At 60.8% G+C, this 22593-nt stretch carries 17 protein-coding genes; 7 read left to right on the top strand and 10 right to left on the bottom strand.

The window, feature by feature from the left end; translation table 11 throughout:
• Position 1 precedes the first annotated feature (1 nt).
• Entirely contained in the window at positions 2 to 1867 is a 1866-nt protein-coding gene (gene recQ / locus AC1DNW_RS09945; protein WP_113308841.1) for a DNA helicase RecQ, read from the bottom strand.
• Positions 1867 to 3885, bottom strand: coding sequence for a DNA primase (gene dnaG / locus AC1DNW_RS09940; protein ID WP_113308862.1), 2019 nt, complete (start codon positions 3883 to 3885; stop codon positions 1867 to 1869). Before dnaG ends, recQ begins: the two co-directional genes overlap by 1 nt.
• 768 nt (positions 3886 to 4653) lie before the next feature.
• Here dnaG and AC1DNW_RS09935 point away from each other — a divergent pair.
• A complete protein-coding gene (locus tag AC1DNW_RS09935) occupies positions 4654 to 5550 on the top strand; it encodes a hypothetical protein (RefSeq protein ID WP_113297628.1) in 897 nt (298 codons plus the stop codon).
• Here the strand turns inward: AC1DNW_RS09935 and AC1DNW_RS09930 are convergent.
• Positions 5531 to 5983, bottom strand: a complete 453-nt coding sequence (locus AC1DNW_RS09930; RefSeq protein ID WP_113297627.1) for a GatB/YqeY domain-containing protein — start codon at positions 5981 to 5983, stop codon at positions 5531 to 5533. The genes AC1DNW_RS09935 and AC1DNW_RS09930 overlap by 20 nt on opposite strands.
• A 366-nt stretch (positions 5984 to 6349) precedes the next feature.
• On the opposite strand from AC1DNW_RS09930, the gene carA reads away from it, so the two are divergent.
• A complete protein-coding gene (gene carA / locus AC1DNW_RS09925; RefSeq protein ID WP_113308861.1) occupies positions 6350 to 7555 on the top strand; it encodes a glutamine-hydrolyzing carbamoyl-phosphate synthase small subunit in 1206 nt (401 codons plus the stop codon).
• A 113-nt stretch (positions 7556 to 7668) separates the two neighbouring features.
• A complete protein-coding gene (locus AC1DNW_RS09920) occupies positions 7669 to 7989 on the top strand; it encodes an antibiotic biosynthesis monooxygenase (RefSeq protein ID WP_113308840.1) in 321 nt (106 codons plus the stop codon).
• Positions 7990 to 8005: 16 nt separating this feature from the next.
• On the opposite strand, the gene AC1DNW_RS09915 is transcribed toward AC1DNW_RS09920, so the two are convergent.
• The 3 genes from AC1DNW_RS09915 to AC1DNW_RS09905 form a co-directional block, all read right to left on the bottom strand.
• Complete coding sequence (locus tag AC1DNW_RS09915; protein ID WP_113308839.1) at positions 8006 to 9409, bottom strand: MATE family efflux transporter; 1404 nt, start codon at positions 9407 to 9409, stop codon at positions 8006 to 8008.
• A gap of 139 nt (positions 9410 to 9548) precedes the next feature.
• Positions 9549 to 10796 carry a TCR/Tet family MFS transporter gene (locus AC1DNW_RS09910; RefSeq protein WP_113308838.1) on the bottom strand — a complete coding sequence of 416 codons (1248 nt, stop codon included), beginning with the start codon at positions 10794 to 10796 and terminating at the stop codon, positions 9549 to 9551.
• A gap of 133 nt (positions 10797 to 10929) precedes the next feature.
• Positions 10930 to 11835 (bottom strand): LysR family transcriptional regulator, encoded by a 906-nt coding sequence (locus tag AC1DNW_RS09905; RefSeq protein ID WP_113308837.1) that lies wholly within the window; start codon positions 11833 to 11835, stop codon positions 10930 to 10932.
• A gap of 108 nt (positions 11836 to 11943) precedes the next feature.
• Between AC1DNW_RS09905 and AC1DNW_RS09900 the strand changes: the two genes are divergently transcribed.
• Positions 11944 to 12936: an aldo/keto reductase gene (locus AC1DNW_RS09900; RefSeq protein ID WP_113308836.1), complete on the top strand. Its 993-nt coding sequence runs from the start codon at positions 11944 to 11946 to the stop codon at positions 12934 to 12936.
• 54 nt (positions 12937 to 12990) lie between these two features.
• Here AC1DNW_RS09900 and ypfJ read toward each other — a convergent pair whose 3' ends face one another.
• Together ypfJ and AC1DNW_RS09890 are read right to left on the bottom strand one after the other, a co-directional pair.
• Positions 12991 to 13923 (bottom strand): KPN_02809 family neutral zinc metallopeptidase, encoded by a 933-nt coding sequence (gene ypfJ / locus AC1DNW_RS09895; RefSeq protein WP_113308835.1) that lies wholly within the window; start codon positions 13921 to 13923, stop codon positions 12991 to 12993.
• 85 nt (positions 13924 to 14008) lie between these two features.
• A complete protein-coding gene (locus tag AC1DNW_RS09890) occupies positions 14009 to 14182 on the bottom strand; it encodes a hypothetical protein (RefSeq protein ID WP_477852522.1) in 174 nt (57 codons plus the stop codon).
• Positions 14183 to 14351: 169 nt separating this feature from the next.
• On the opposite strand from AC1DNW_RS09890, the gene AC1DNW_RS09885 reads away from it, so the two are divergent.
• Both AC1DNW_RS09885 and carB read left to right on the top strand, forming a co-directional pair.
• Positions 14352 to 15380, top strand: coding sequence for a zinc-dependent alcohol dehydrogenase family protein (locus AC1DNW_RS09885; RefSeq protein ID WP_113308834.1), 1029 nt, complete (start codon positions 14352 to 14354; stop codon positions 15378 to 15380).
• A 172-nt stretch (positions 15381 to 15552) separates the two neighbouring features.
• Positions 15553 to 19038 (top strand): carbamoyl-phosphate synthase large subunit, encoded by a 3486-nt coding sequence (gene carB / locus AC1DNW_RS09880; RefSeq protein ID WP_113297619.1) that lies wholly within the window; start codon positions 15553 to 15555, stop codon positions 19036 to 19038.
• Between the two features lie 121 nt (positions 19039 to 19159).
• Here carB and AC1DNW_RS09875 read toward each other — a convergent pair whose 3' ends face one another.
• Complete coding sequence (locus tag AC1DNW_RS09875) at positions 19160 to 20605, bottom strand: UdgX family uracil-DNA binding protein (protein WP_113308833.1); 1446 nt, start codon at positions 20603 to 20605, stop codon at positions 19160 to 19162.
• Complete coding sequence (locus AC1DNW_RS09870; protein WP_113308832.1) at positions 20605 to 21837, bottom strand: putative DNA modification/repair radical SAM protein; 1233 nt, start codon at positions 21835 to 21837, stop codon at positions 20605 to 20607. The genes AC1DNW_RS09875 and AC1DNW_RS09870 overlap by 1 nt, the downstream gene beginning before the upstream one ends.
• Before the next feature lie 249 nt (positions 21838 to 22086).
• Here AC1DNW_RS09870 and greA point away from each other — a divergent pair, with 249 nt between their 5' ends.
• Positions 22087 to 22563: a transcription elongation factor GreA gene (gene greA / locus AC1DNW_RS09865; protein WP_113297616.1), complete on the top strand. Its 477-nt coding sequence runs from the start codon at positions 22087 to 22089 to the stop codon at positions 22561 to 22563.
• Positions 22564 to 22593 lie beyond the last annotated feature (30 nt).

Here is a 22593-nt window from a genome sequence, read left to right as displayed (position 1 = left end):
GCTATTCATCGTGAGACAGGATGATATCGAGGAAGGCGTCGCCGTAGCGCTCGAGCTTCGACTGGCCGACGCCGGAAATGCCAAGCAGTTCCTTACGGCTGCGCGGCCGTTCGGTGGCAAAGGCAATCAGCGTCGTATCGGGGAAGACGACATAGGGCGGCACGCCGAGCGATTTGGCGATCGACATGCGCTCGGCCCTGAGCGCCTCGAAGAGCGTGCCATCTGCACCCGAAAGCCCGGTCCTGCGCTCCGCACGCTCGGTCTTTTTCGCCCGGCGCTCGGAAGGCGCGCGATCCTTACGGAAGAAGACTTCCCGCTCACGCTTGAAGACGGAACGCGCCTCCGGCTCCAGCTTCAAGGCGCCGAAAGCTTCGTGATCGGTACGCACCAGCCCCATCGCCAGAAGCTGGCGGTAGACGGATTGCCAGGTGCGCGCCGGAATATCCTTGCCGACGCCGAAGACCGGCATACCGACATGTCCGAAGCGCTCGGTCTTCTCATTGATGTTGCCTATGAGCACATCGATCACGTGGCCTGCCCCGAAACGCTCGCCGGTGCGGTAGATAGCGGCCAGCGCCTTGATCGCAGCTTCCGTCCCGTCCCAGGTTTCGACCGGCTTCACGCAGGTATCGCAATTGCCGCATTTGCCGCCATGCGCCTCGCCGAAATGCGCCAGGATCGCCTGTCGCCGACAGGACGCCGTCTCGCAGATCGCCAACAGCGCATTCAGCTTGCCGCGCTCTATGCGTTTGATCTCGTCTGCCGCATTGCCCTCATCGATCATCCGCCGGCGCTGGATCACATCAGCCATGCCATAGGCCATCCAGACTTCGGAGGGCAGGCCGTCGCGGCCCGCACGGCCCGTCTCCTGATAATAGGCCTCGACAGAGCCCGGCAGATCGAGATGGGCGACGTAACGCACGTTAGGCTTGTCGATGCCCATGCCGAAGGCAACGGTGGCGACAAGGCAGAGTTCTTCTTCCTTCAGGAAAGCATCCTGGTTGGCGTCGCGCAGCGCCCGGTCCATGCCGGCATGATAGGCAAGTGCCCGGATACCCTGTGTGTTCAGCCAATCCGCCGTATCCTCGACTTTGGCGCGCGACAGACAATAGACGATACCGCTATTGCCTTTGTGGCCGGCGAGAAAACGTAAGAGCTGCTGGCGCGGCTGATCCCGCTCGACGATCTCATAGGCAATGTTCGGCCGGTCGAAGCTCGTCGTGAAGACCTCGGCATTGTCGAGCATCAGCCGCTCGATAATGTCCTCCCGCGTATGCGGATCGGCGGTCGCCGTCAGTGCAATGCGCGGCACGCCGGGATAATGCTCCGCAAGCCTGCCGAGTTCGCGGTATTCCGGCCGGAAATCATGGCCCCATTGGGAGACACAATGCGCCTCGTCGATGGCGAAAAGCGCGATCTTCGCATTGCTGATAATTTCGCGAAAACCATCCGTGAGGATGCGTTCCGGTGTGACATAGAGCAGGTCGAGATTATCAGAGGAAATAGCACGGCGGATCGCGACATATTCCTCGCGAGAAATGGAGGAATTGAGTGCGGCGGCGCGAATGCCGAGCTGCTTCATCGCTTCCACCTGATCACGCATCAGCGCAATCAGCGGCGAGACGACAATGCCGAGGCCTTGGCGACAAAGCGCAGGGATCTGGAAGCAGAGCGATTTGCCAGCGCCGGTCGGGAAGAGCACGACTGCATCGCCACCGGCAACGACATGCTCCACCACTTCCTGCTGACGCCCGCGAAAGGCGGGGTAGCCATAAATGCGCTTCAATACGTCAAGCGGCTGGGCCGGGCCCGCAAACAGGGCGTCCGATGCGGAGAGCGGCGGTTCGTTGCGTTCGGTCTGCTGCATCAGTGGCTCGCAGCGCCCTTGACGCGGCCGGAAAGCACACCGAAGCCATCGATGATGGCTTCCTGGTTCTCAAGCCGCAACGCCTCGAAATGGACTTCCTGTGAAGCGCGCATCAGCCGATCGATCTCGGCATCGTCGCCCGCCTCCGTCGCTTGCGCGATATCACGCTCCAGTTCGATCTTCTGCCAGCGCAGATCCTTGGCACGCTTGTGGAAGGCAAGCGCCTGGCGATAACCCTCGCGGGCATCTTCCATCGCTGCCTGCTCGGTGGCCGTCCAGAGCCGGGCATTACGCACCTGCTGATCAAGGTTCTTCAGGAGCGAACCGAAGCCCGCGACATCGAGGCACTCCAACAGGTAATCACGTGTCAGATGCGGCCCCGCGACAATGGCAGCCGCTCCCAGCATCGCCGACCAGAGCTTCTGCAGATCGCGATTGTCATAATCGATGGCAGCGATCTCGTCATAGTCGTCAAGCATCAGCGCGGGATGGTTGACGACAGTCAGCGCCAGCACACACTCACGGAGCGCCGCATTTTCCTGATGGCCACGCACGAGGCCCGAACGGGTCAGGCGATCCGATGCGAACGCCTGCGTTCGAGGTCCTCCGGCCTTCCCGCCCTGCTCCTTCTGCCCACGGAAATTGCCGCCCCTACCAAAATTGCTGCCACCACCGAAATTGCCGCCGCCACCGAAGTTGCGACGATCGCCGCCGCGATTCTGGAACTGCGGTTGGAAGAAGCTGTTCAGCCGGTCGCGCATATCCTGCTGGTAATGGCGGCGCACATTCTCGTCACCAATGACGGCAACGAGCTGTTTCAACCGCGCTTCCAGCTCGGCGCGCGCTTCCGGCGTATCGAAAGTGCCGTTTCTCGCCTCGCGATCCCAGAGCATCTCCGAAAGCGGTTTTGCCTGCGCCATGACCTTGTCGAAAGGTGCCCTGCCGTCCTGACGCACGAGATCATCGGGATCCTTGCCATCAGGCAGCAGAGCGAAACGCACGCTGCGTCCCGGCTTCAGATGCGGCAGTGCCAGATCGGCGGCGCGGTTGGCGGCACGAATACCGGCGCCGTCGCCATCGAAGCAGAGCACCGGCTGCGACGTCATCTTCCAGAGCAGGTCGAGCTGGTTTTCCGTCAGCGCGGTACCGAGCGGTGCCACGGCATTCTCGATGCCCGCCTGATGCAGCGCGATCACATCCATGTAGCCTTCGACGGCGATGATCGTGCCTTCGCCATTAGCCCCCTGCATCGAGCGCCGCGCACGGGCGAAATTGTAAAGCACATTGCCCTTGTGGAAGAGCTCGGTCTCATTCGAATTGAGGTACTTCGCAGGCGCATCCGGCGACATGGCGCGGCCGCCGAAGGCAATGACCTTCTCGCGGGAGGACAGGATCGGGAACATGATGCGGTCGCGGAACCGGTCGTAGGAAACAGGCACATTCTCGTGCACGACAAGCCCGCAGGCCTCGATCTGCTCCTTGGGCACGCCCTTGCCCGCCAGAAATTCTTTCAGCGCATTGCGGCTGTCAGGCGCAAAACCCAGCCGGAAGGTCTCGATGGTACGGCCCGTCAGCCCGCGTTCGCGCAGATAGGCGCGTGCTCGCGCGCCATTCGCCGTCTGCAACTGGCCCTGAAAGAACTGCGTCGCCATTTCCATGACGTCGAGAAGCGACGTGCGCTCCTTCTCGCGTTTTTCCATCTGCGGATCGGCAACCGGCATCGGCACGCCGGCCATGTCGGCAATCGTCTGCACGGCTTCTGGGAAACTCTGGCCTTCGAGTTCGGTCAGGAAGCGGAAATGGTCACCGGTCACGCCGCAGCCGAAACAATGGTAGCGCCCCTTGCGGTCTTCGCAGTGGAAGCTCGGCGACTTCTCGCCATGGAAGGGGCAGCAGGCCCAATAGTCGCCGCGCGAAACGTTGGTCTTGCGCTTGTCCCAGCTCACGCGCCGCGCAATCACGTTCGAAATGGGAACGCGATCGCGGATATCGTCCAGGAAGGTGGGGGAAAAGCGCATCTCTACCTCTTGCAGAACCTCCATATAAGCAGCTTTGCCGCGCCGCGCCACGAAACTTCTGCCGTAAGTCCCGCTTTTCACAGGGCGGGAGACACTGTCACAAACGCTTGCCGGCGCCATTCAACAACGCGTTATCGGCATCGCGCAGGGGGTGCGACATTTTTGACATCTCTCAATTTTCGAGGCACCGGTTTCATCCACGCCGCGAGAGCCCGTCGCTTCGAAAGACAAAGTGAAAACAATAATTTAAAAAAGAAATGGCCAGTTTTGATTACCCTCCCGGAAGAGCGCCACACGCGTCCGTATACACAATCCGGAAGGTCGGATTCGGGATTATTATATTTTTGTAATTTGAATAAGCCGGGGCGTCGCAATAAGTTCGGTCTCAACAAAGCGATCCCCGAGCGAGGCACCATCCCTACCCCCGGCGCCGCCTCGCAAGGGTGCCTTTGCAAATACCCGCCGGCTTGGGTTTCGACCCTGCGTCGCCGACGGAAGCAAAGAGCAAGAAGGCAGGAGCGCCCCCAGCTCCTGCCTTCTTATTTTTGGGAGCAATTTCAGCAAAAGTGCGCTGCGGTTTTGCGTCCGGAATTGCGTAAAAGCAAAGCGACGGAGTATTTCCGTCTTTCGGAGAAAACCGGAAATGCTCAGGGCTCTTCGCCGTGGCTTTTATTGAGCTTTACCTTACTGATTAACCCCTAAAATACAAAAGCATTGACACTTCCAATAGGCGTGGCAAATGAATGCGCAAAACTCCTGGACAGCGCTATGGCCTACACCGCAGAAAAACTTGCAGCCGATGATAATTTTCTTGCTGCAATTCTTCATTGTGCCAATCAAATGCTCGCGATCTATCGCGAGAGCCCGCGTATTGCATCGATATTCGCAGCACAACAGCGCTGGTTGATGGCGCATGCGGGCTTTGCTCTTTATTATGGCTATCCCGGTGATGAGAAGCGCGGCCTTTACTCCGGCCGCTTCATCGATTTCGTCATCCAGAACAAGATCGCCAGCCGCAACACCGCAGCCGCCTTCGTGCAGGAAATGCTGGCCTATCGCTTCCTGCGCCCCGTTCCGGGCGACGACAAACGCACCCGCTTTCTCGAACCGACGGAAACGGCCGAACACCATTTCACCAAATGGCTGACCGCCCACCTGATGATTCTCGATAGCCTCGATGGCGGTAGCCGCGCGGAAAATCTGACGACCGATCCCAAATTGATCGCGCGCCTGCAGCCGGTCATTGCCAGAAAGATCATCGAGACTGAAGCTGTCCGTGACCCTGGCGCCACCTTCAACCTCTTCAACTGGGCCAATTCCGGCGGCCTCGTCATGGACTATCTGATTTCGCGCCTGCCGGACTTTCCCCGTTCCGCCGACCGCGTCGCCGTCGGTCCACTGTCGCTGCGCGAGATACGCGATCAGTTCATGATTTCCAATACGCACCTAAAGCGCCTGCTCACGCAGGCGGCGGATATGGGAAGCGTGGGCTGGACCGAGCCGCCGAGAAAGGGCGATTTCTGGCTCTCCCGCGGCTTCGTGCTCGAATATTGGAATTATCAGGCGGCGAAATTCGCCATTATCGACGCTGGCGCCGAAACGGTGCTTGGGCCTGCGGTCGAAGAACAACCGCAGGCAAGACGTCTTATTTCAGCAGCTCTTTGACGGTGCCGGAGGCCTTGGCAAAGTCCATCTGGCCGGCGTAGCGCTCTTTCAGGGCAGCCATTATCTTGCCCATGTCCTTCGGGCCTTCGGCGCCGACATCCTTGATGATGGCAGCAATATTTGCGCGCACCTCGTCGTCGGAAAGCTGCTTGGGCATGAAGTCCTGGATAAAGGTGATTTCGGCACGCTCCTTGGCTGCAAGCTCGGGACGAGCGTTCTCTTCGTAGATCTTTGCCGACTCGTCGCGCTGTTTCACCATCTTGGCGAGGATCTGCAGCACTTCGTCGTCACCAGCCTCTTCCTTGCCGACGCCGCGATTGGCGATGTCGCGATCCTTGATCGCCGCCTGGATGAGGCGGATGGTGCCAAGACGCTCCGTCTGCTTCGCCTTCATGGCCTCTTTGAGCTGGGTGCTGAGTTGATCGCGCAGCATGTCGTTACTCCTTCTGGAGCATCGCACCGAAAAGTGCGAAGCGGTTTTCGGGTGGTCCGATGCTTGAACAAAAACCTGGAGCGACGAATCCGTCTCTTGGACCGCCGCTTTAGAATGGCGCTTCATAAACCAGGCTGATGCGTGGGATCAAATAAATTGCGAGAATCCCGGCAATATCAGCAGGAAAAGTGCAGCAATCTGCGGTACAAAGATTGACCTAGGCAAAGAGCGTGGCTATCTACCGCCACCTGCACCAAAATTCGTGATCAGGCGTCAAACGCGGCCAAAGCCGCGCGCCTGCACCTGCGAGATCAAATGGCCGGCCAGCGTTACCGAACGCAAGAGCCCGCCGGAAACGGGATGAAGATGACCGCGACAGCACCCTGGACAACCGAAAAGCCGACCGCCCTGCTCGTTCTCGCCGACGGCACCGTCATCGAAGGCAAGGGCATCGGCGCCACCGGCAAGGTCCAGGCCGAGGCGGTCTTCAATACCGCGCTGACCGGTTACGAGGAAATCCTGACCGACCCCTCCTATCTCGGCCAGATCGTTACCTTCACCTTCCCCCATGTCGGCAATATCGGCACCAACGAAGAAGACATCGAAGACCTGACGCCGGCTGCCCGCCACGGCGCAGTCGGGGTGATCTTCAAGGCCGATATCACCGAACCCTCGAACTATCGTGCCGCAAAGCACCTCGACGCCTGGCTTAAGGCCCGCGGCATCGTCGGCCTCTGCGGCATCGACACGCGCGCGCTGACCGCCTGGATTCGCGAAAACGGCTCTCCGAACGCCGTTATCGCCCATGACCCCACAGGCAACTTCGATGTGGACGCGTTGAAGGCAGAAGCCAAGGCCTGGAGCGGCCTCGAAGGCCTCGACCTTGCCAAGATCGCGTCGTCCGGGCAGTCCTCGCAATGGTCGCAGACCCCCTGGATCTGGAACGAAGGTTACGGCGAACTCGCCGCCGCTGACAGCAAGTATCATGTCGTCTGCCTGGATTACGGCGTGAAGCGCAATATCCTGCGCCTCTTCGCCGGTCTCGACTGCAAGGTCACGGTCATGCCGGCAACGGCGAGTGCACAGGATGTGCTCGCCCTTCAGCCGGATGGGATCTTCCTGTCGAATGGCCCGGGCGACCCAGCCGCCACTGGCGAATATGCCGTGCCAGTCATCAAGGAACTGATCAGCACCGATATCCCGGTCTTCGGCATCTGCCTCGGCCACCAGATGCTGGGCCTGGCACTCGGCGCCAGGACCGAGAAGATGCACCAGGGCCATCACGGCGCAAACCATCCCGTCAAGGACCACACGACCGGCAAGGTCGAGATCGTCTCCATGAACCACGGCTTCGCGGTCGATACGAAGTCGTTGCCCGAAGGTGTTGAGGAGACTCACGTTTCGCTGTTCGACGGTACGAATTGCGGCCTGCGCGTTCTCGGCAAGTCGGTCTTCTCCGTCCAGCATCATCCGGAAGCCTCCCCCGGTCCGCAGGACAGCCACTACCTCTTCCGCCGCTTCGTCAACATGGTGCGCGAGAAGAAGGGCGAACCGGCACTCGCCGAACGCTGATATCAGTTCAAGGCCCATTCAAGCGGGCCTTTTTCTTTGTCCGCATATTGACCTCAACATAACTTGAGGAATTACAGAAGTGCCTGCAACACATCAGATGCAGGAGAAACTGGATGAGCGGAGCTTTCTACAGAATAGACAAATTCGTCGTGCCGGCTGCGGCGCGCGAGGAATTTCTCGTCAAAGTGATGATGACCCATAAGGTGCTGGAAGCCCAGGAAGGCTTCGTCAATCATGCGGTGCTGGAACAGGTTGCCGGCCCCGGCGAATTCAATTTTGTAACAGTTGCCGAGTGGGAAAGCGCCGATGTTGTCGAGCGTGTGCGGGCAGTTGTCGCCGCAGCCCACAAGGCGGCCAATTTCGACCCGCAGGAAATGTTTGCGCGCCTTGGCATTCGCGCCGATCTCGCCAGCTACAAGCCAGTGGCTGCCTGACAAAAAAACGGCCGGCCTACGCGCCGGCCGCGACCCCTTCCCGGCGAACGAGGATATAGAAGCGCGCGCAGAGCATGGCGGCAGCGGCCGCAAGCCCGACGAGGAAGCCGTACCAGATGCCGAGCCCGCCGAAACCGAACGGAAAGGCAAAGGCCCATGCGAGGAAGAAACCGATCGGCCAATAGGCGATCAGCGCCATGATCATCGGCACGCGCGCATCCTTCAGTCCGCGCAACAAGCCGCTGGCGATTGCCTGCAGGCCGTCGACGAACTGGAAGAGGCCGGCAATGATGATCAGCGGACCGGCATAGGCCAGCACCTGAGGCGCCTCCGGCAGGCTGACATCGAGGAACAGGCGCGCGAGAACCTGCGGTATGGTCGCGAAGATGATGCTGCCGATGATCGCGGCAACACTGGCGATGATCAGCACGGTGATCGCAGCCCGCACCAGACCGGCGTGATCGCCCTGCCCGTGCGCAACGCCGACGCGGACGGTTGCCGCCTGGCCAAGACCGAGCGGGATCATGAAGGCCATCGAAGCCCACTGCAGGGCAATGCCGTGGGCTGCAAGTTCGATCGTGCCGATATGGCCCATCAGCAGCGAGGCGGCGGTGAACAGGCTGACTTCGGCCAGGATGGTGATGCTGATCGGCAAGCCCAAGCGGATGACCTCGAAGAAGGCATGCCAGTCCGGCTTCCAGAAACGCACGAAGATCTCGTAGCGCCGCGTCTCCTCCCTGCTCTGCACGTAGGACAGAATGAACAGGAAACCGGCCGCCTGCACCGCAACAGATACGATGGCAGCACCTTCAAGGCCCATGACCGGCAGGCCGAAATGACCGAGCACCAGGATGTAAGCGCCGATCGCATTCAGCACCAGCATGGCGATGGTGACCTGGAGAATGACGCCGGCCTTGCCGATGGCGCTGACGAGTGCGCGCATCACATTGTAGAGCAGGCCCGGCAGCACGCCGAACTGACCGATGACGATATAGCCATGGGCGAGCTTCGCGACCTCCGGCTTCTGACCGAAGTACTGCAAGATCGCCTCGGAATTGAAGAAGGCCGGCTGCATCAGCAGCCAGTAGCAGATGACCACCCAGATACCCATGCGCAGCGACCGGCGCACCGTCACCACGTCGCCGCGGCCATAGGCCTGCGCCACCATCGGAATGACGGCAATCGCAAAACCCGAACCGAAGATCAGGATCGTGAACAGGAACTGCGCCGAAAGCACCATGGCAGCCAAATGCTCGGCTCCGAGCTGGCCGACGATCATAACGTCGGTCATGCCGATGCCGAACTGCGCCAGTTGGGCACCGATCAACGGCACGCCGAGCATCAGCGTGGCGCGGAAATGCGCAGACCAGCGGTTGTCGGTGGCAGGCGCGGCGGCGCGCACCTCGATCGGCGTGTCCATGACACTCTTCCTGTAATTGAATCTGTTTGGGCCATATTACGGCAAATATCCTGTCGCCTTAGAGCAAAATAGCGCAAAGAACCACCCTGAAACGGGCAGATGCTGAAAAATTCATCATGGCTTCACTGATTTTGATAGATCACTCGGCGGCGTTGAAAGCGCCTGCCGGCGTCTTCGCCGTCGTCACCCGCATCAGGAATACAACTGCCGCGAAAAGAATGAAAAACGCTGCCAAGAGAAAGGGCGCACCGGCGAAGATGACCGGCGCGTCCGGCTTGGTGAAATAGCCGAACATCTGCGTGAAGATCAGCGGGCCGATAATCGTCGTGATGCTGCTGATGCTGGTGAGCGCGCCCTGCAGCTCGCCCTGTGCCGAAGGCGGCACCTTGCCGGCCGCAATGCTGCGAAGCGGCGGATCCGCGACATTCTCCATGACCGTCAATACGATCACGGCATAGACGACCCAGCCCTCCCAGGCGAAGGCATAGCCTGTGAGAGCGGTCATCGAGAAACACAGGCCAAGCAGCGCCGTCTTCCATTCACCGAGAACAGGGACGACACGCGGAAGAACGAGTCCCATGACGAGAGCTGCGCCGATCCCGTAGATGCCGAGGGACAGGCCGATCTGCCCTTCACTCCAGCCGTAACGGAAAGTCGAGACGAAGGACCAGACCGAGGGATAGACGGCATGGGCGAGGAAAAACAGGAACATGACGAGGCAAACCCAGCCGATGCCGGGATAGTGCCGCATCTGCCGCAAAGCGCCGAGCGGGTTTGCTCGCTTCCATTCGAAGGTGCGGCGGTTCTTCGCTTCCAGCGTCTCCGGCAGCAGGAAACAGGCGGCGACAAAATTGATGAAGGAAAGCGCGGCCGCACCGAAGAACGGCACGCGCGGCCCGAACTCGCCTAGGAAGCCGCCGATAACGGGGCCGACCGTGAAACCGACACCGAAGGCGATGCCGATCAGGCCGAAATTCTTGGCGCGGTTCTCCTCATTGCTGATGTCGGCGATATAGGCCGAGCAGGTGGCGAAACTGCCGCCGCTGATGCCCGCGAGCACCCTGCCGACGAAGAGCATCCAGTAGCTGGTGGCAATGGCGCAGATGAAATTATCGAACGCGAAGGTCAGCACGGAGAGCAGCAGGATCGGGCGGCGCCCGAAACGGTCGCTCAAGTTTCCGAGCAGCGGCGCAAACAGGAACTGCATCAGCGAATAGATCAGCATCAGCCAGCCGCCGTCGACGGCCGCATCGCTGACCGTGCCACCCGTCAACTCCTCCAGAAAAACGGGCAGCACCGGCATGATGATGGCAATGCCGATAATATCCAGAAAGAGAATGATGAAGACCAGGAAAAGGCCGCGGCGAACGAATTTCGGATCAAGCATGAGACATCTCTACAGCCGGTATTTTCTGAAAAGACGATCTCGTCGCCGAGTATATGACATAGCCGATTGAAATAGCCGAAACAATACGTGAACATTTCAATGTTTTGATGGCGGGGCCGCCAAAACAGATGGTTCAGACACTTTTCCGTTGCTCCATCCGCACAAAATCCACAAAAGCCCGCAGCGGCGCGGGCATCTGATGGCGGCTCGGATAATAGAGGGAGGGGCCGGAAAATTCGCTACCCCATTCGCTTAAAATGGGCATCAGCCGGCCATCCGCTATGCCGGGCGTCAGCAGCTCTTCGAACGTGTGGATGATGCCAAGCCCGGCAAGCGCCGCTTCAATTTCCATCTCCGCCGCATTGGCGATGATCGGACCGGACGGAGTGATGACCAGCGTCTCATCGCCGCGTTCGAACTCCCATGCAAGAGAGGCGCCGCTCAGGAAGCGATGGCGGATACAGCTATGCTCCAGCAGATCCCGCGGGTGCTGCGGTACGCCTCGCCTCTCGAGATAGGCAGGAGAGGCAGCCGTCACATAGCGCTGCCTGCGTGGGCCGATTGGCACGGCAATCATGTCGCGTTCCAGCCTCTCATCATAACGAACACCGGCATCGAAACCGGCGGCCAGCACATCGATGAAATTATCGTCGGCTATGATCTCCAGCGTGATCTGCGGGTAGAGCGCGAGGAACCGTGCGGCGAGTCCGGCCATGAAAAGCTTCACGACTATGCTTGGCACATTGAGCCGCAGAGTGCCCGCCGGTTTATCGCGGAAACTGTCGAGCTGACCAAGCGCGGCAGCGACTTCCGAAAGCGCCGGGGACAGCCGTTCGAGCAACCGCTCTCCGGCTGCCGTCGGTGTCACGGAACGCGTCGTGCGGTTGAGAAGCCGCACGCCGAGCCGTTCTTCCAGCCGCCGCAGAGAATCGCTTAAGGAGGACGCGGAAACGCCGCGCTTACGGGCCGCAGACCGAAAACTGCGCTCCCTTGCAATTGCAGCAAAGGCATCCAGATCACTGAGGGGAAGATCGTCCATTGTGCATTGACCCGTACGGCCTGTTCGAAACTATCCGGATTATCGCACAGAGTTAACAGCGGTAAAACCGCATCCGAAGACGCCATCGGGGCGCTGAAGGAGAAGAAGATGCAGACCTATCGTTTGGGAAAGACCGGCCCGGAAGTTTCGGTCATCGGCCTCGGCTGCATGGGCATGTCGGGCATGTACGGTCCGTCCGATCGCGCTGAAAGCATTGCAACCATTCATGCCGCGCTGGATGTCGGCGTCAACCTGCTCGATACCGGCGATTTCTATGGCATGGGCCACAATGAAATGCTGATCGGCGAAGCGCTGAAAGGCCGCAAGCGCGAGGACGTCGTCATCAGCGTCAAGTTCGGCGCGCTGCGCGATCCCTCGAATGGCTGGAACGGTTACGACGCCCGCCCGATCGCGGTGAAGAACTTCCTCGCTTATACGCTGCAGCGACTCGGTGTCGATTACATCGATATCTACCGTCCCGCCCGCCTCGATCCGAACGTTCCGATCGAGGAAACGGTCGGCGCCATCGCCGATCTCATCAAGGCGGGTTATGTCCGCCAAGTCGGGCTTTCCGAAGTCGGCGCCGATGCGATCCGCCGGGCCGCCACCGTGGCACCCATCGCCGACCTGCAGATCGAATATTCGCTGATTTCCCGCGGCATCGAGGATGAAATCCTGCCGGCGACCCGCGAACTCGGTATTTCCATCACCGCCTATGGCGTGCTGTCGCGCGGCCTCATCAGCGGCCACTGGCAGAAGGGCCAGCACGGACAAGGCGATTTCCGCGCCGTCAGCCCCCGCTTTCAAGAAGGCAATATCGATGAGAACCTCGCTCTGGTGGAAGAACTCAGGAAGATCGCCATCCTCAAGGGCGCCTCGGTCGCCCAGGTCGCAATCGCCTGGGTGGCGGCACAGGGCAAGGATATCGTGCCGGTGGTCGGCGCCCGCCGCCGCGACCGCCTGACGGAAGCGCTCGGCTCCCGCGCGGTCGAACTGACCGACGACGACCTCTCCGCCATCGAACGCGCCGTGCCGAAAGGTGCCGCCAAGGGCGCCCGCTATCCGGAAGCCCAGCTCAAGCACATGGACAGCGAAAAGTAAGCTGCCCCGACGTCCCGGCACCCTGCCCTTGAGGCTGGGTGCCGGCTCTCGAACTCAGATCGGGTTGGAGAATGTATCGCAGGCCGCAAGCTGTCCGCTGTCGAAACCGCGCTTGAACCAGCGCGCGCGCTGGGCCGACGTGCCGTGGTTGAAACTCTCAGGCACGACATAGCCCTGCGAGCGCTTCTGCAGCGTATCGTCGCCGATCTGCTGGGCGGCATTCAGCGCTTCCTCCAGATCGCCGGCGTCGAGAATACCCTTCTGCTGCGTATATTTGCCCCAGATACCGGCAAAGCAATCCGCCTGCAGTTCGACACGAACCGACATCTTGTTGGCGTCGGCCTCGCTCATGCTCTGGCGCGCCTGATTGAACTTCGGCAGGATGCCGAGCAGGTTCTGCACATGGTGGCCAACCTCATGGGCGACCACATAGGCTTCGGCGAAATCGCCGGATGCGCCGAACTGGTCGGAAAGCTGTTGGAAGAAGGCCGTGTCGAGATAAACCTTGTGATCACCGGGGCAATAGAAGGGACCAGTCGCAGCCGAGGCGAAACCGCAGGCTGATTGCGTCTGGCCGGAGAAGAGCACGAGGCGCGGTTCTTCGTAATCCTTGCCCTGGGACTGGAAGATGCCATGCCAGGTATCTTCGGTCTCGGCAAGAACCGTGCGCACAAAGGCCGTCATCTCGTCATTTGCGGGCGCCTGTGAGGAAGATTCGCTCTGCGAATAGCCGGAATCGCCCATTGAGCCACCACCGCCATCCATCACCTGCATGAGATCGATGCCCATCGCCTTGAAGATCAGGTAGATGACGACGAGGAAAATGATCATGCCGATGCTGAGCCCGCCACCGCGACGGCCGACACCGCCGCCCGATGGAAAACTGAAGCCGCCACCGCGGCCGAAGGGATTGCGTCCCGTACCACCGGAGGGATCGCCACGGCGATCCTCGATATTGTCGGACTGACGCCGGCCTTTCCATTCCATCTTCGATCTCCCCGGCGATGCGCGCCATGCATGCTCTCAGGAGTAAGTTATATATCCGGTGCGAGGACGAATTCCAGCCGCTTCCTCACGCCGCCCGGCTGCGGCGCGCACGAAAGCGGATAGCGCCAAAAATCGCAGCGACGACCAGCCCGAACACCGCTGCGGCCAGCCAGCTGTTGCCGGAGAAGGCGACCGCATTCATCAACCGGCCCGGCAGCAGCGTGGCAAGGCCCGCAACGACGATGCCGCCGAAATACATGCCCGATACGATCCGGCGATGCGTGTGGATATCGTGCCGCCGCGCGGCAAGGATCGCCCGCCAGCTTCCGGCCCCGCCGACGCTTCGGCTGAAGAAATGCCGGCAACTGCTTGACGCGACTCCAGCTTTCCCGCTTCCTGATGGTGAGGAGATCTGCAGGAGGATGTCGATGAAAGCTGTGCGCCTGGAAGCGACCGGAAAACTGTATATGCGCGAGGTCGAAAAGCCCGTTCCCGGACCGGGCGACCTGCTGGTGCGCATCGAAGCTTGCGGCATCTGCGGCACCGACCGGCATCTTTTCCTCGGCGAATTCCCCTCCCATCCACCGGTAACCCTCGGCCATGAATTCGCCGGCATCATCGAAGCGGTCGGACCCGAGGTCACCAGCTTCCGTTCCGGCATGCGCGTGACCGGCGATCCCAATATCGCCTGCGGCCGTTGCGAGGAGTGCCACAATGGCCGCGTCAATCTCTGCCGGAACCTGCAGGCGATCGGCATCCACCGCGACGGCGGTTTCGCTGAATACGTCTGCATGCCGCAAAGCCAGGCATTCGCGCTGCCGCTCGAACTCGATCCGCTGCACGGCGCCTTTTGCGAGCCTCTCGCCTGCTGCCTGCACGCCGTAGATCTCGCCAATATCAGGACCGGCGCTTCCGTCATCGTGCTCGGCGGCGGCGTGATCGGCCTGCTCACCGTCCAGCTTGCCCGGCTTGCCGGTGCGACGCGCATTCTTCTCGTCACCCGTAATGCGGACAAACGCGCGCTCGCTGAAAAACTTGGTGCCACCGCGACCGTCGACCCGTCGCAGGCGGATACCATCAGCGGCATTACCGGCGACGGCGGATTGCTTCCTGGCGGAGCCGACGTCGTCTTCGAATGCGCCGGCGTGCCGGAAACAATGATACAGGCACCACGGCTCGCAAGACGCGGCGGCACTGCCGTCATCCTTGGCGTCATGCCGCAAGGTGCAAAGATAGAGATCGAACCCTTCGACCTCTTGTTCCGCGAGGTAAACCTCGTCAGCTCTTTCCTCAACCCCTTCACGCACCAGCGCGCTGCCGATCTCATCGCGACGGGTGCGATCAAGGTTGAGCCATTGATTTCGCGCCGGATCACGCTCGAACAGACGCCCAATGCGATCGCCAATCCGGCCCCCGGCGGCGAGATTCGCACGTTGGCGATACCTGCCGGGCAATAGGCCCCCAAAAGCGATCCGGGATTCCTGTCGATTCCGTGATTTATGGGGTTCCGTTTGCAAAAACATTTGCCTATAAGCCGCTTCTAGCCTGAAAAGACCCTCAATGCGCGACCCGACCCGGTGCCCTCCCACCCTGGCCGGCTTTTTGCGCAGCTAGAAATGGATATCGCCCATGCCGAAGCGCCAAGACATCAAATCGATCCTCATCATCGGCGCGGGACCGATCGTCATCGGCCAGGCTTGCGAATTCGACTATTCCGGCACCCAGGCCTGCAAGGCGCTGAAAGAGGAAGGCTACCGCGTCATCCTCGTCAACTCCAACCCGGCAACGATCATGACCGATCCCGGCCTCGCCGACGCTACTTACGTCGAGCCGATCACGCCTGAGGTCGTCGCCAAGATCATCGCCAAGGAACGCCCCGACGCGCTGCTGCCTACCATGGGCGGCCAGACCGCACTGAATACCGCTCTTTCGCTGAAGCGCATGGGCGTGCTCGACCGCTATAATGTCGAGATGATCGGCGCAAAGCCTGCCGCGATCGACAAGGCCGAAGACCGCGCCCTCTTCCGCGAGGCGATGGCCAAGATCGGCCTCGAAACGCCGCAATCGATGCTGGCCAACGCCACCGACATCAAGGATGCCGACCGCAAGACGCATGAGGCCGAACGCACCAAGTTGCGCGAGGGTTTCTCGGGTCCGGAACTCGACAAGGCGCTCGACGAACTCGAAAACCAGTGGAACCTCGGAGAGACCGACCGCAAGCAGCGCTATATCAGTCATGCCATGGCAATCGCCGCGCAGGCGATCGACGTCGTCGGCCTGCCGGCCATCATCCGCCCCTCCTTCACCATGGGCGGCACCGGCGGCGGCATTGCCTACAACCGCTCGGAATTCTTCGAAATCGTCGGCGGCGGCCTCGATGCCTCGCCGACCACGGAAGTGCTGATCGAGGAATCGGTGCTCGGCTGGAAGGAATATGAGATGGAGGTCGTCCGCGACAAGGCGGACAACTGCATCATCATCTGCTCGATCGAGAATATCGATCCGATGGGCGTCCATACCGGCGACTCGATCACCGTCGCCCCGGCGCTGACGCTGACGGACAAGGAATACCAGATGATGCGCAACGCCTCGATCGCGGTTCTGCGCGAGATCGGCGTTGAGACCGGCGGCTCGAACGTGCAGTTCGCCGTCAATCCCAAGGACGGCCGCCTCGTCGTCATCGAAATGAACCCGCGCGTATCGCGCTCCTCCGCCTTGGCATCGAAGGCCACCGGCTTTCCGATCGCCAAGGTCGCGGCCAAGCTCGCCGTCGGCTACACGCTGGACGAACTCGACAACGACATCACCGGCGGCGCTACCCCCGCCTCCTTCGAACCGTCGATCGACTATGTTGTCACCAAGATCCCGCGCTTCGCCTTCGAGAAATTCCCCGGCGCCTCGCCTGTCCTGACGACGGCGATGAAGTCGGTCGGCGAAGTGATGGCTATCGGACGCACCTTTGCCGAATCCCTCCAGAAAGCGTTGCGTGGCCTCGAAACCGGCCTTACCGGCCTCGACGAAATCGAAATCCCCGGCGTCGAAGAAGGCGAATCCAGCCAGAACGCCATCCGCGCCGCAATCGGCACGCCGACGCCCGACCGCCTGCGCATGGTCGCCCAGGCACTACGCCAGGGCATGAGCATCGAAGAAGTACACGAAGGCTGCAAGATCGACCCGTGGTTTCTCGCCCAACTGAAGAACATCGTCGACATGGAGGCCCGCATTCGCGAGCACGGCCTGCCCGGTGATGCCGAAAACCTGCGCATGCTGAAGGCGATGGGCTTTTCCGACGCGCGTCTGGCGACGCTTGCCAACAAGCGTCCGAAGGAAGTGGCCGAAGTTCGCAACGCGCTGAACGTTCGCCCGGTCTTCAAGCGCATCGATACCTGCGCTGCCGAATTCGCCTCGCCGACCGCCTACATGTATTCGACCTACGAGACGCCCTTCGTCGGCATTGCCCGCTCCGAAGCCCAGGTCTCAGACCGGAAAAAGGTCGTCATCCTCGGCGGGGGCCCAAACCGTATCGGCCAGGGCATCGAATTCGACTATTGCTGCTGCCATGCCGCCTTCGCGCTGAAGGATGCCGGTTATGAAGCGATCATGATCAACTGCAATCCGGAAACGGTTTCGACCGACTACGACACATCGGACCGCCTCTACTTCGAGCCACTGACGGCCGAAGACGTGATCGAGATCCTCCGCGCCGAACAGGAAAGCGGCGAAGTCGTCGGCGTTATCGTCCAGTTCGGCGGCCAGACGCCGCTGAAGCTCGCCGAAGCGCTCGAAAAGAACGGCATCCCGATCCTTGGCACCGCGCCCGACATGATCGACCTCGCCGAAGATCGCGACCGCTTCCAGAAGTTGCTGATGAAGCTCGACCTCAATCAGCCCAACAACGGCATCGCCTATTCCGTCGAGCAGGCCCGCCTCGTCGCAAGCGAAATCGGCTTCCCGCTGGTCGTGCGCCCCTCCTACGTTCTCGGCGGCCGCGCCATGCAGATTCTGCATGCGGAAAGCCAGCTGCAGAGCTACCTACTCGACACCGTGCCGGAACTCGTGCCCGAGGATATCAAGCAGCGCTACCCGAACGACAAGACCGGCCAGATCAACACCCTGCTTGGCAAGAACCCGCTGCTCTTCGACAGCTACCTCAGCAACGCTATCGAAGTCGATGTCGATTGCCTCTCCGACGGCACCGACGTCTACATCGCCGGCATCATGGAACATATCGAGGAAGCCGGCATCCATTCGGGCGACAGCGCCTGTTCGCTGCCACCCCGCACGCTTTCGAACGAGATGCTCGACGAGCTGGAACGTCAGGCCAAGGCCATGGCCAAGGCGCTCAATGTCGGCGGCCTGATGAACGTGCAGTTCGCCATCAAGGACGGCACGGTCTACGTGCTCGAAGTCAACCCGCGCGCCTCGCGCACCGTGCCTTTCGTCGCCAAGACCATCGGCGCGCCGATCGCAAAGATCGCCGCCCGCGTCATGGCCGGCGAGAAGCTCGATGCGACCTTCGCGGCCTATGGCGAAAAGCCAGATCCGCGCGCGCTCAAGCACATCGCCGTCAAGGAAGCCGTTTTCCCCTTCGCCCGTTTCCCTGGTGTCGATACGCTGCTTGGCCCGGAAATGCGCTCGACCGGCGAAGTCATCGGTCTCGACACCGATTTCGCGCTGGCCTTCGCCAAGTCGCAGCTCGGCGCCGGCGTCGAACTGCCGCGTGAAGGCACGGTCTTCGTGTCCGTACGGGATGCCGACAAGACCCGCGTTCTGCCGGCGATCCGCATCCTCGTCGAACAGGGCTTCAAGGTGCTGGCGACCGGCGGCACTGCCCGCTTCCTCGGCGAGAACGGCATCGAGGCGACCAAGATCAACAAGGTTCTCGAGGGACGTCCGCATATCGAGGACGCCATCCGCAACCGCCAGGTCCAGCTGGTCATCAACACGACCGACGGCAACAAGGCGATCTCGGACTCCAAGTCGCTGCGCCGCGCCACGCTGATGCAGAAGGTGCCCTATTACACCACGATGGCCGGCGCCGAAGCTGCCGCTCAGGCGATCAAGGCGCTCAAGGCCGGCAACCTCGAAGTCCGCCCGCTGCAGAGCTACTTCTGATCCGCAAGGAGGCATTGCCTCCTCGTCCGGAACATACCCCGAGTTTGCTGCTCTTGGATCGGGAGCAGCATATCCTCGTCCTCTTCAAAAACACTGGAACGCAGTGAATCACTTTCTGCACTCAGGCCGCCAAATGCCTGATCAGATTCATGTCCTGCCGGAAGCGGGCAAGCTCCTGCACCTTCCTCTCCTCGTCGGGAATCCGCAGCAGATAGGAGGGATGCACGGTGACGAAGAGCGATCGCCCCTCCTCCATCGCAATCGGGCGCCCGCGGACATCCCCCAGCTTCTGCTTCTCACCGGTCAGGGAAAACAGCGCCGTCGCGCCCATCGCCACGATCAGTTTTGGCTTCACCAGATCGAGTTCCAGCTTCAGCCACCAGCGGCAATGCTGCACTTCGCCCATATTGGGCTTCTGGTGGATACGCCGCTTGCCGCGCGGCTCGTATTTGAAATGCTTCACGGCATTGGTGACATAGAGCCTCGACCGGTCGATGCCGGCATCAGTGATCGCCTCGTCGAAAATCTTTCCGGCCGGACCGACGAAGGGTCGGCCTGCAAGATCCTCCTGGTCGCCCGGCTGCTCGCCGACGAACATGATCTCCGCATCGGCAGGACCCTCACCGAAGACGGTCTGCGTCGCCTTCGCATGCAGCGGGCATCGACTGCAGACGGCTGCCTCCTCGCGCAATGCCTCCAGCGTCCCGACTGGCGCCATTTGTGGCACCGGCATCCGGGACGCCGCTTCCTGAATACGGTTATGATAGGGAAGCGGCATGGTCGCTTCACGCTCGGCCATGGCGAGGACTTTTGCTTCCGCCTCGGCGATCAGGCCCGGAATGAGATCGGCTTCCGGAAGGTTCTTCCAGTATTTCTTCGGCATCTCGGCCTGCATGGCCTTAACCTTCAGCCGAGCCGGATTGAAGATGCTGGCGTAATAGGTGCGCCAGAGATCGTCGGTCGCATCGCTGATATCGGGCTTTTGGCAGGGCGTATTGCTTGTTGTCAGCCGCTCGCCATCCCAGGCAGCCGATCCTTTCGGCGTGACGATCAACCAGTCCATGTCGGTGAAACGGCGCTGGAAGAAAGGCGCCTTGCGTGCCACGATGTAATGATCCGGCTCAAACCAGGCGATGAATTTCCGCCGCCTGCCGTCTGATGTCGCAACCTCCTTGAAGCGGACGAAGGCGGTCATCTTGTGGGCGTCGCGATGCACGCTCTTCTGCATCAGCCGGGCGCGAGACACATCTTCATCCGAGGCCAGATCGAGCAGATGCCGGTTCTCCTGCAAGCGCCATAGCAGGTTGTAGAGCAATGAAAAACGCTTGCGATCACTATGGCAGATCACCGCTTCGGCCAGTGCCATAAAGGCAGGCGGGACAGTCATCGGCTTGCCGTTGCTGGGTGGATCGGGCGGCAGGGCATCATGCTGGAAGGCAAAGCCCGTCTCACTGCTTTTCTCCTGCCAGTCGATCTCCTCTGGCGGAATTCCGGCCGCCGCAAAAGCACGGGCAGCCCTGCGCCACTCCTCGAAATCGCCCCTGCCCTCCAGCACGACCCGGCGCATCAAAGCAACGACAATTGTTCGGGTTGCGGTTCGAACATGGCTCGCAAGTCCGGCCGATCGACCAGCCGGTGCGGCGTCCAGCCCTCGGCTGTGATGAAGGCCTGCACCTTGCGGATCGACACGCCGAGCCGCGACAAATCCTCGAGCCGCAGACGACGTTGCCGCCGTTCGCTTAGGATCGCCTTCACTGTCTTGGTGCCTAGCCCCGGCACCCGCAGCAGCTTTTCGCGATCGGCGCGATTGACGTCGACGGGGAAATCGCCGCGATGGCCGAGCGCCCAGGCAAGCTTGGGATCGAGATTGAGATCCAGCATACCGCCGCCCTGCGTCGAGGTGATCTCGTCGATGCCAAATCCGTAAAACCGATAGAGCCAATCGGCCTGATACAGCCGATGCTCGCGCATCAGCGGCGGCTTGATGAGCGGCAGGTTCTTCGAACTGTCGGGGATCGGGCTGAAGGCGGAATAATAGACGCGCTTGAGCCCGTAGCTGCTGTAGAGTTGACCGCTGGTAGAGAGGATCGTCGCATCATTGGCGCCATCGGCCCCGACGATCATCTGCGTGCTCTGGCCGGCCGGCACGAACCGTTTGCGCCTCTTCGTCTGCAGCGTCGGCTCGCCCGCCGCTTCGATCTTCAGCCGAAGATCGCCCATCGAGCGGCGGATGCTGGCGGGCTTTTTCTCCGGCGCAAACCGGCTGATGCCGCTATCGGTCGGCAGCTCGATGTTGAGCGACAGGCGATCCGCATAGAGGCCCGCCTCCTCGATCAGGTGCGCTGAGGCATCGGGAATGGATTTCAGATGGATGTAGCCGCGGAAATTATGGGAGACCCGCAATTCCCGCACGATGCGCACCATTTCCTCCATCGTATGATCGGAGGAACGGATGATGCCGGAAGAGAGGAACAGCCCTTCGATGTAGTTGCGCCGGTAGAATTCCAGCGTCAGCCAGACGACCTCCTCCGGTGTGAAGCGGGCACGCTCGACATTGCTGGACGATCGATTGATGCAATAGGCGCAGTCATAGATACAGAAATTGGTGAGCAGGATTTTCAAGAGCGAAATGCATCGTCCATCCGGCGCATAGGCATGACAAATTCCCGCACCTTCAGTCGAGCCCAATCCGCCTGATGCCGTCGAATCGCGTTTGACCGTGCCGCTTGAGGCGCAGGAAGCGTCATATTTGGCGGCATCGGAAAGGATCGCCAATCGTTCTTTAAGCGACTTCTTCATAAGGATGTTCACTAAATGTTCACGATGGCAAAATCAAGACGGAGAAGCAGGTCAGTACCCAACTTCCTTTCAAAAGCAGGTACTTCTGGGTGAGGTCGAAACCTTCGATACGAATTTTATGGAAATTGCGCGTGCCGATCTGCTATAACCGACGAACCAAGATTGTAGCACGGTTCCGAAGTTCTCTTCGGGACCTGTTTTCTTTTGTGTCTGCGAGAACTGTGGACGCAGGGAGAGAAGGACGAAAAAATGGTTGATAAGGTACCGATGACACAGGGTGGTTTCGTCAAGTTGCAGGAAGAACTGCGCTGGCGTCAGCAGGAGGAGCGCCCGCGAATCATCGAGGCAATTGCGGAAGCGCGCGCCCATGGCGACCTTTCGGAAAATGCCGAGTACCATGCCGCCAAGGAAGCGCAGAGCCACAATGAAGGCCGCGTCGCCGAGCTCGAAGACCTGACGGCGCGCGCCGAAATCATCGACCTCTCCAAGATGTCGGGTGACAAGATCAAGTTCGGCGCCAAGGTGAAGCTCGTCGACGAGGACACCGAAGAGGAAAAGACCTATCAGATCGTCGGCGATCAGGAAGCCGACGTGAAGCAGGGCCGTATCTCCATCTCCTCCCCGATCGCTCGCGCGCTGATCGGCAAGGAAGTCGGCGACTCCATCGAAGTCAACGCCCCTGGTGGTTCGAAGGCCTACGAAATCCTTTCCGTTTCCTGGGGCTGATCGCCCGCGCCTTTCTCCGCGAGAGCAGCC

The sequence above is a fragment of the Rhizobium sp. 05L429 genome, assembly GCF_056397645.1.
The sequence above is the reverse complement of the archived record's forward strand: the minus strand, read 5'-3'. Positions and strand labels throughout refer to the sequence as shown.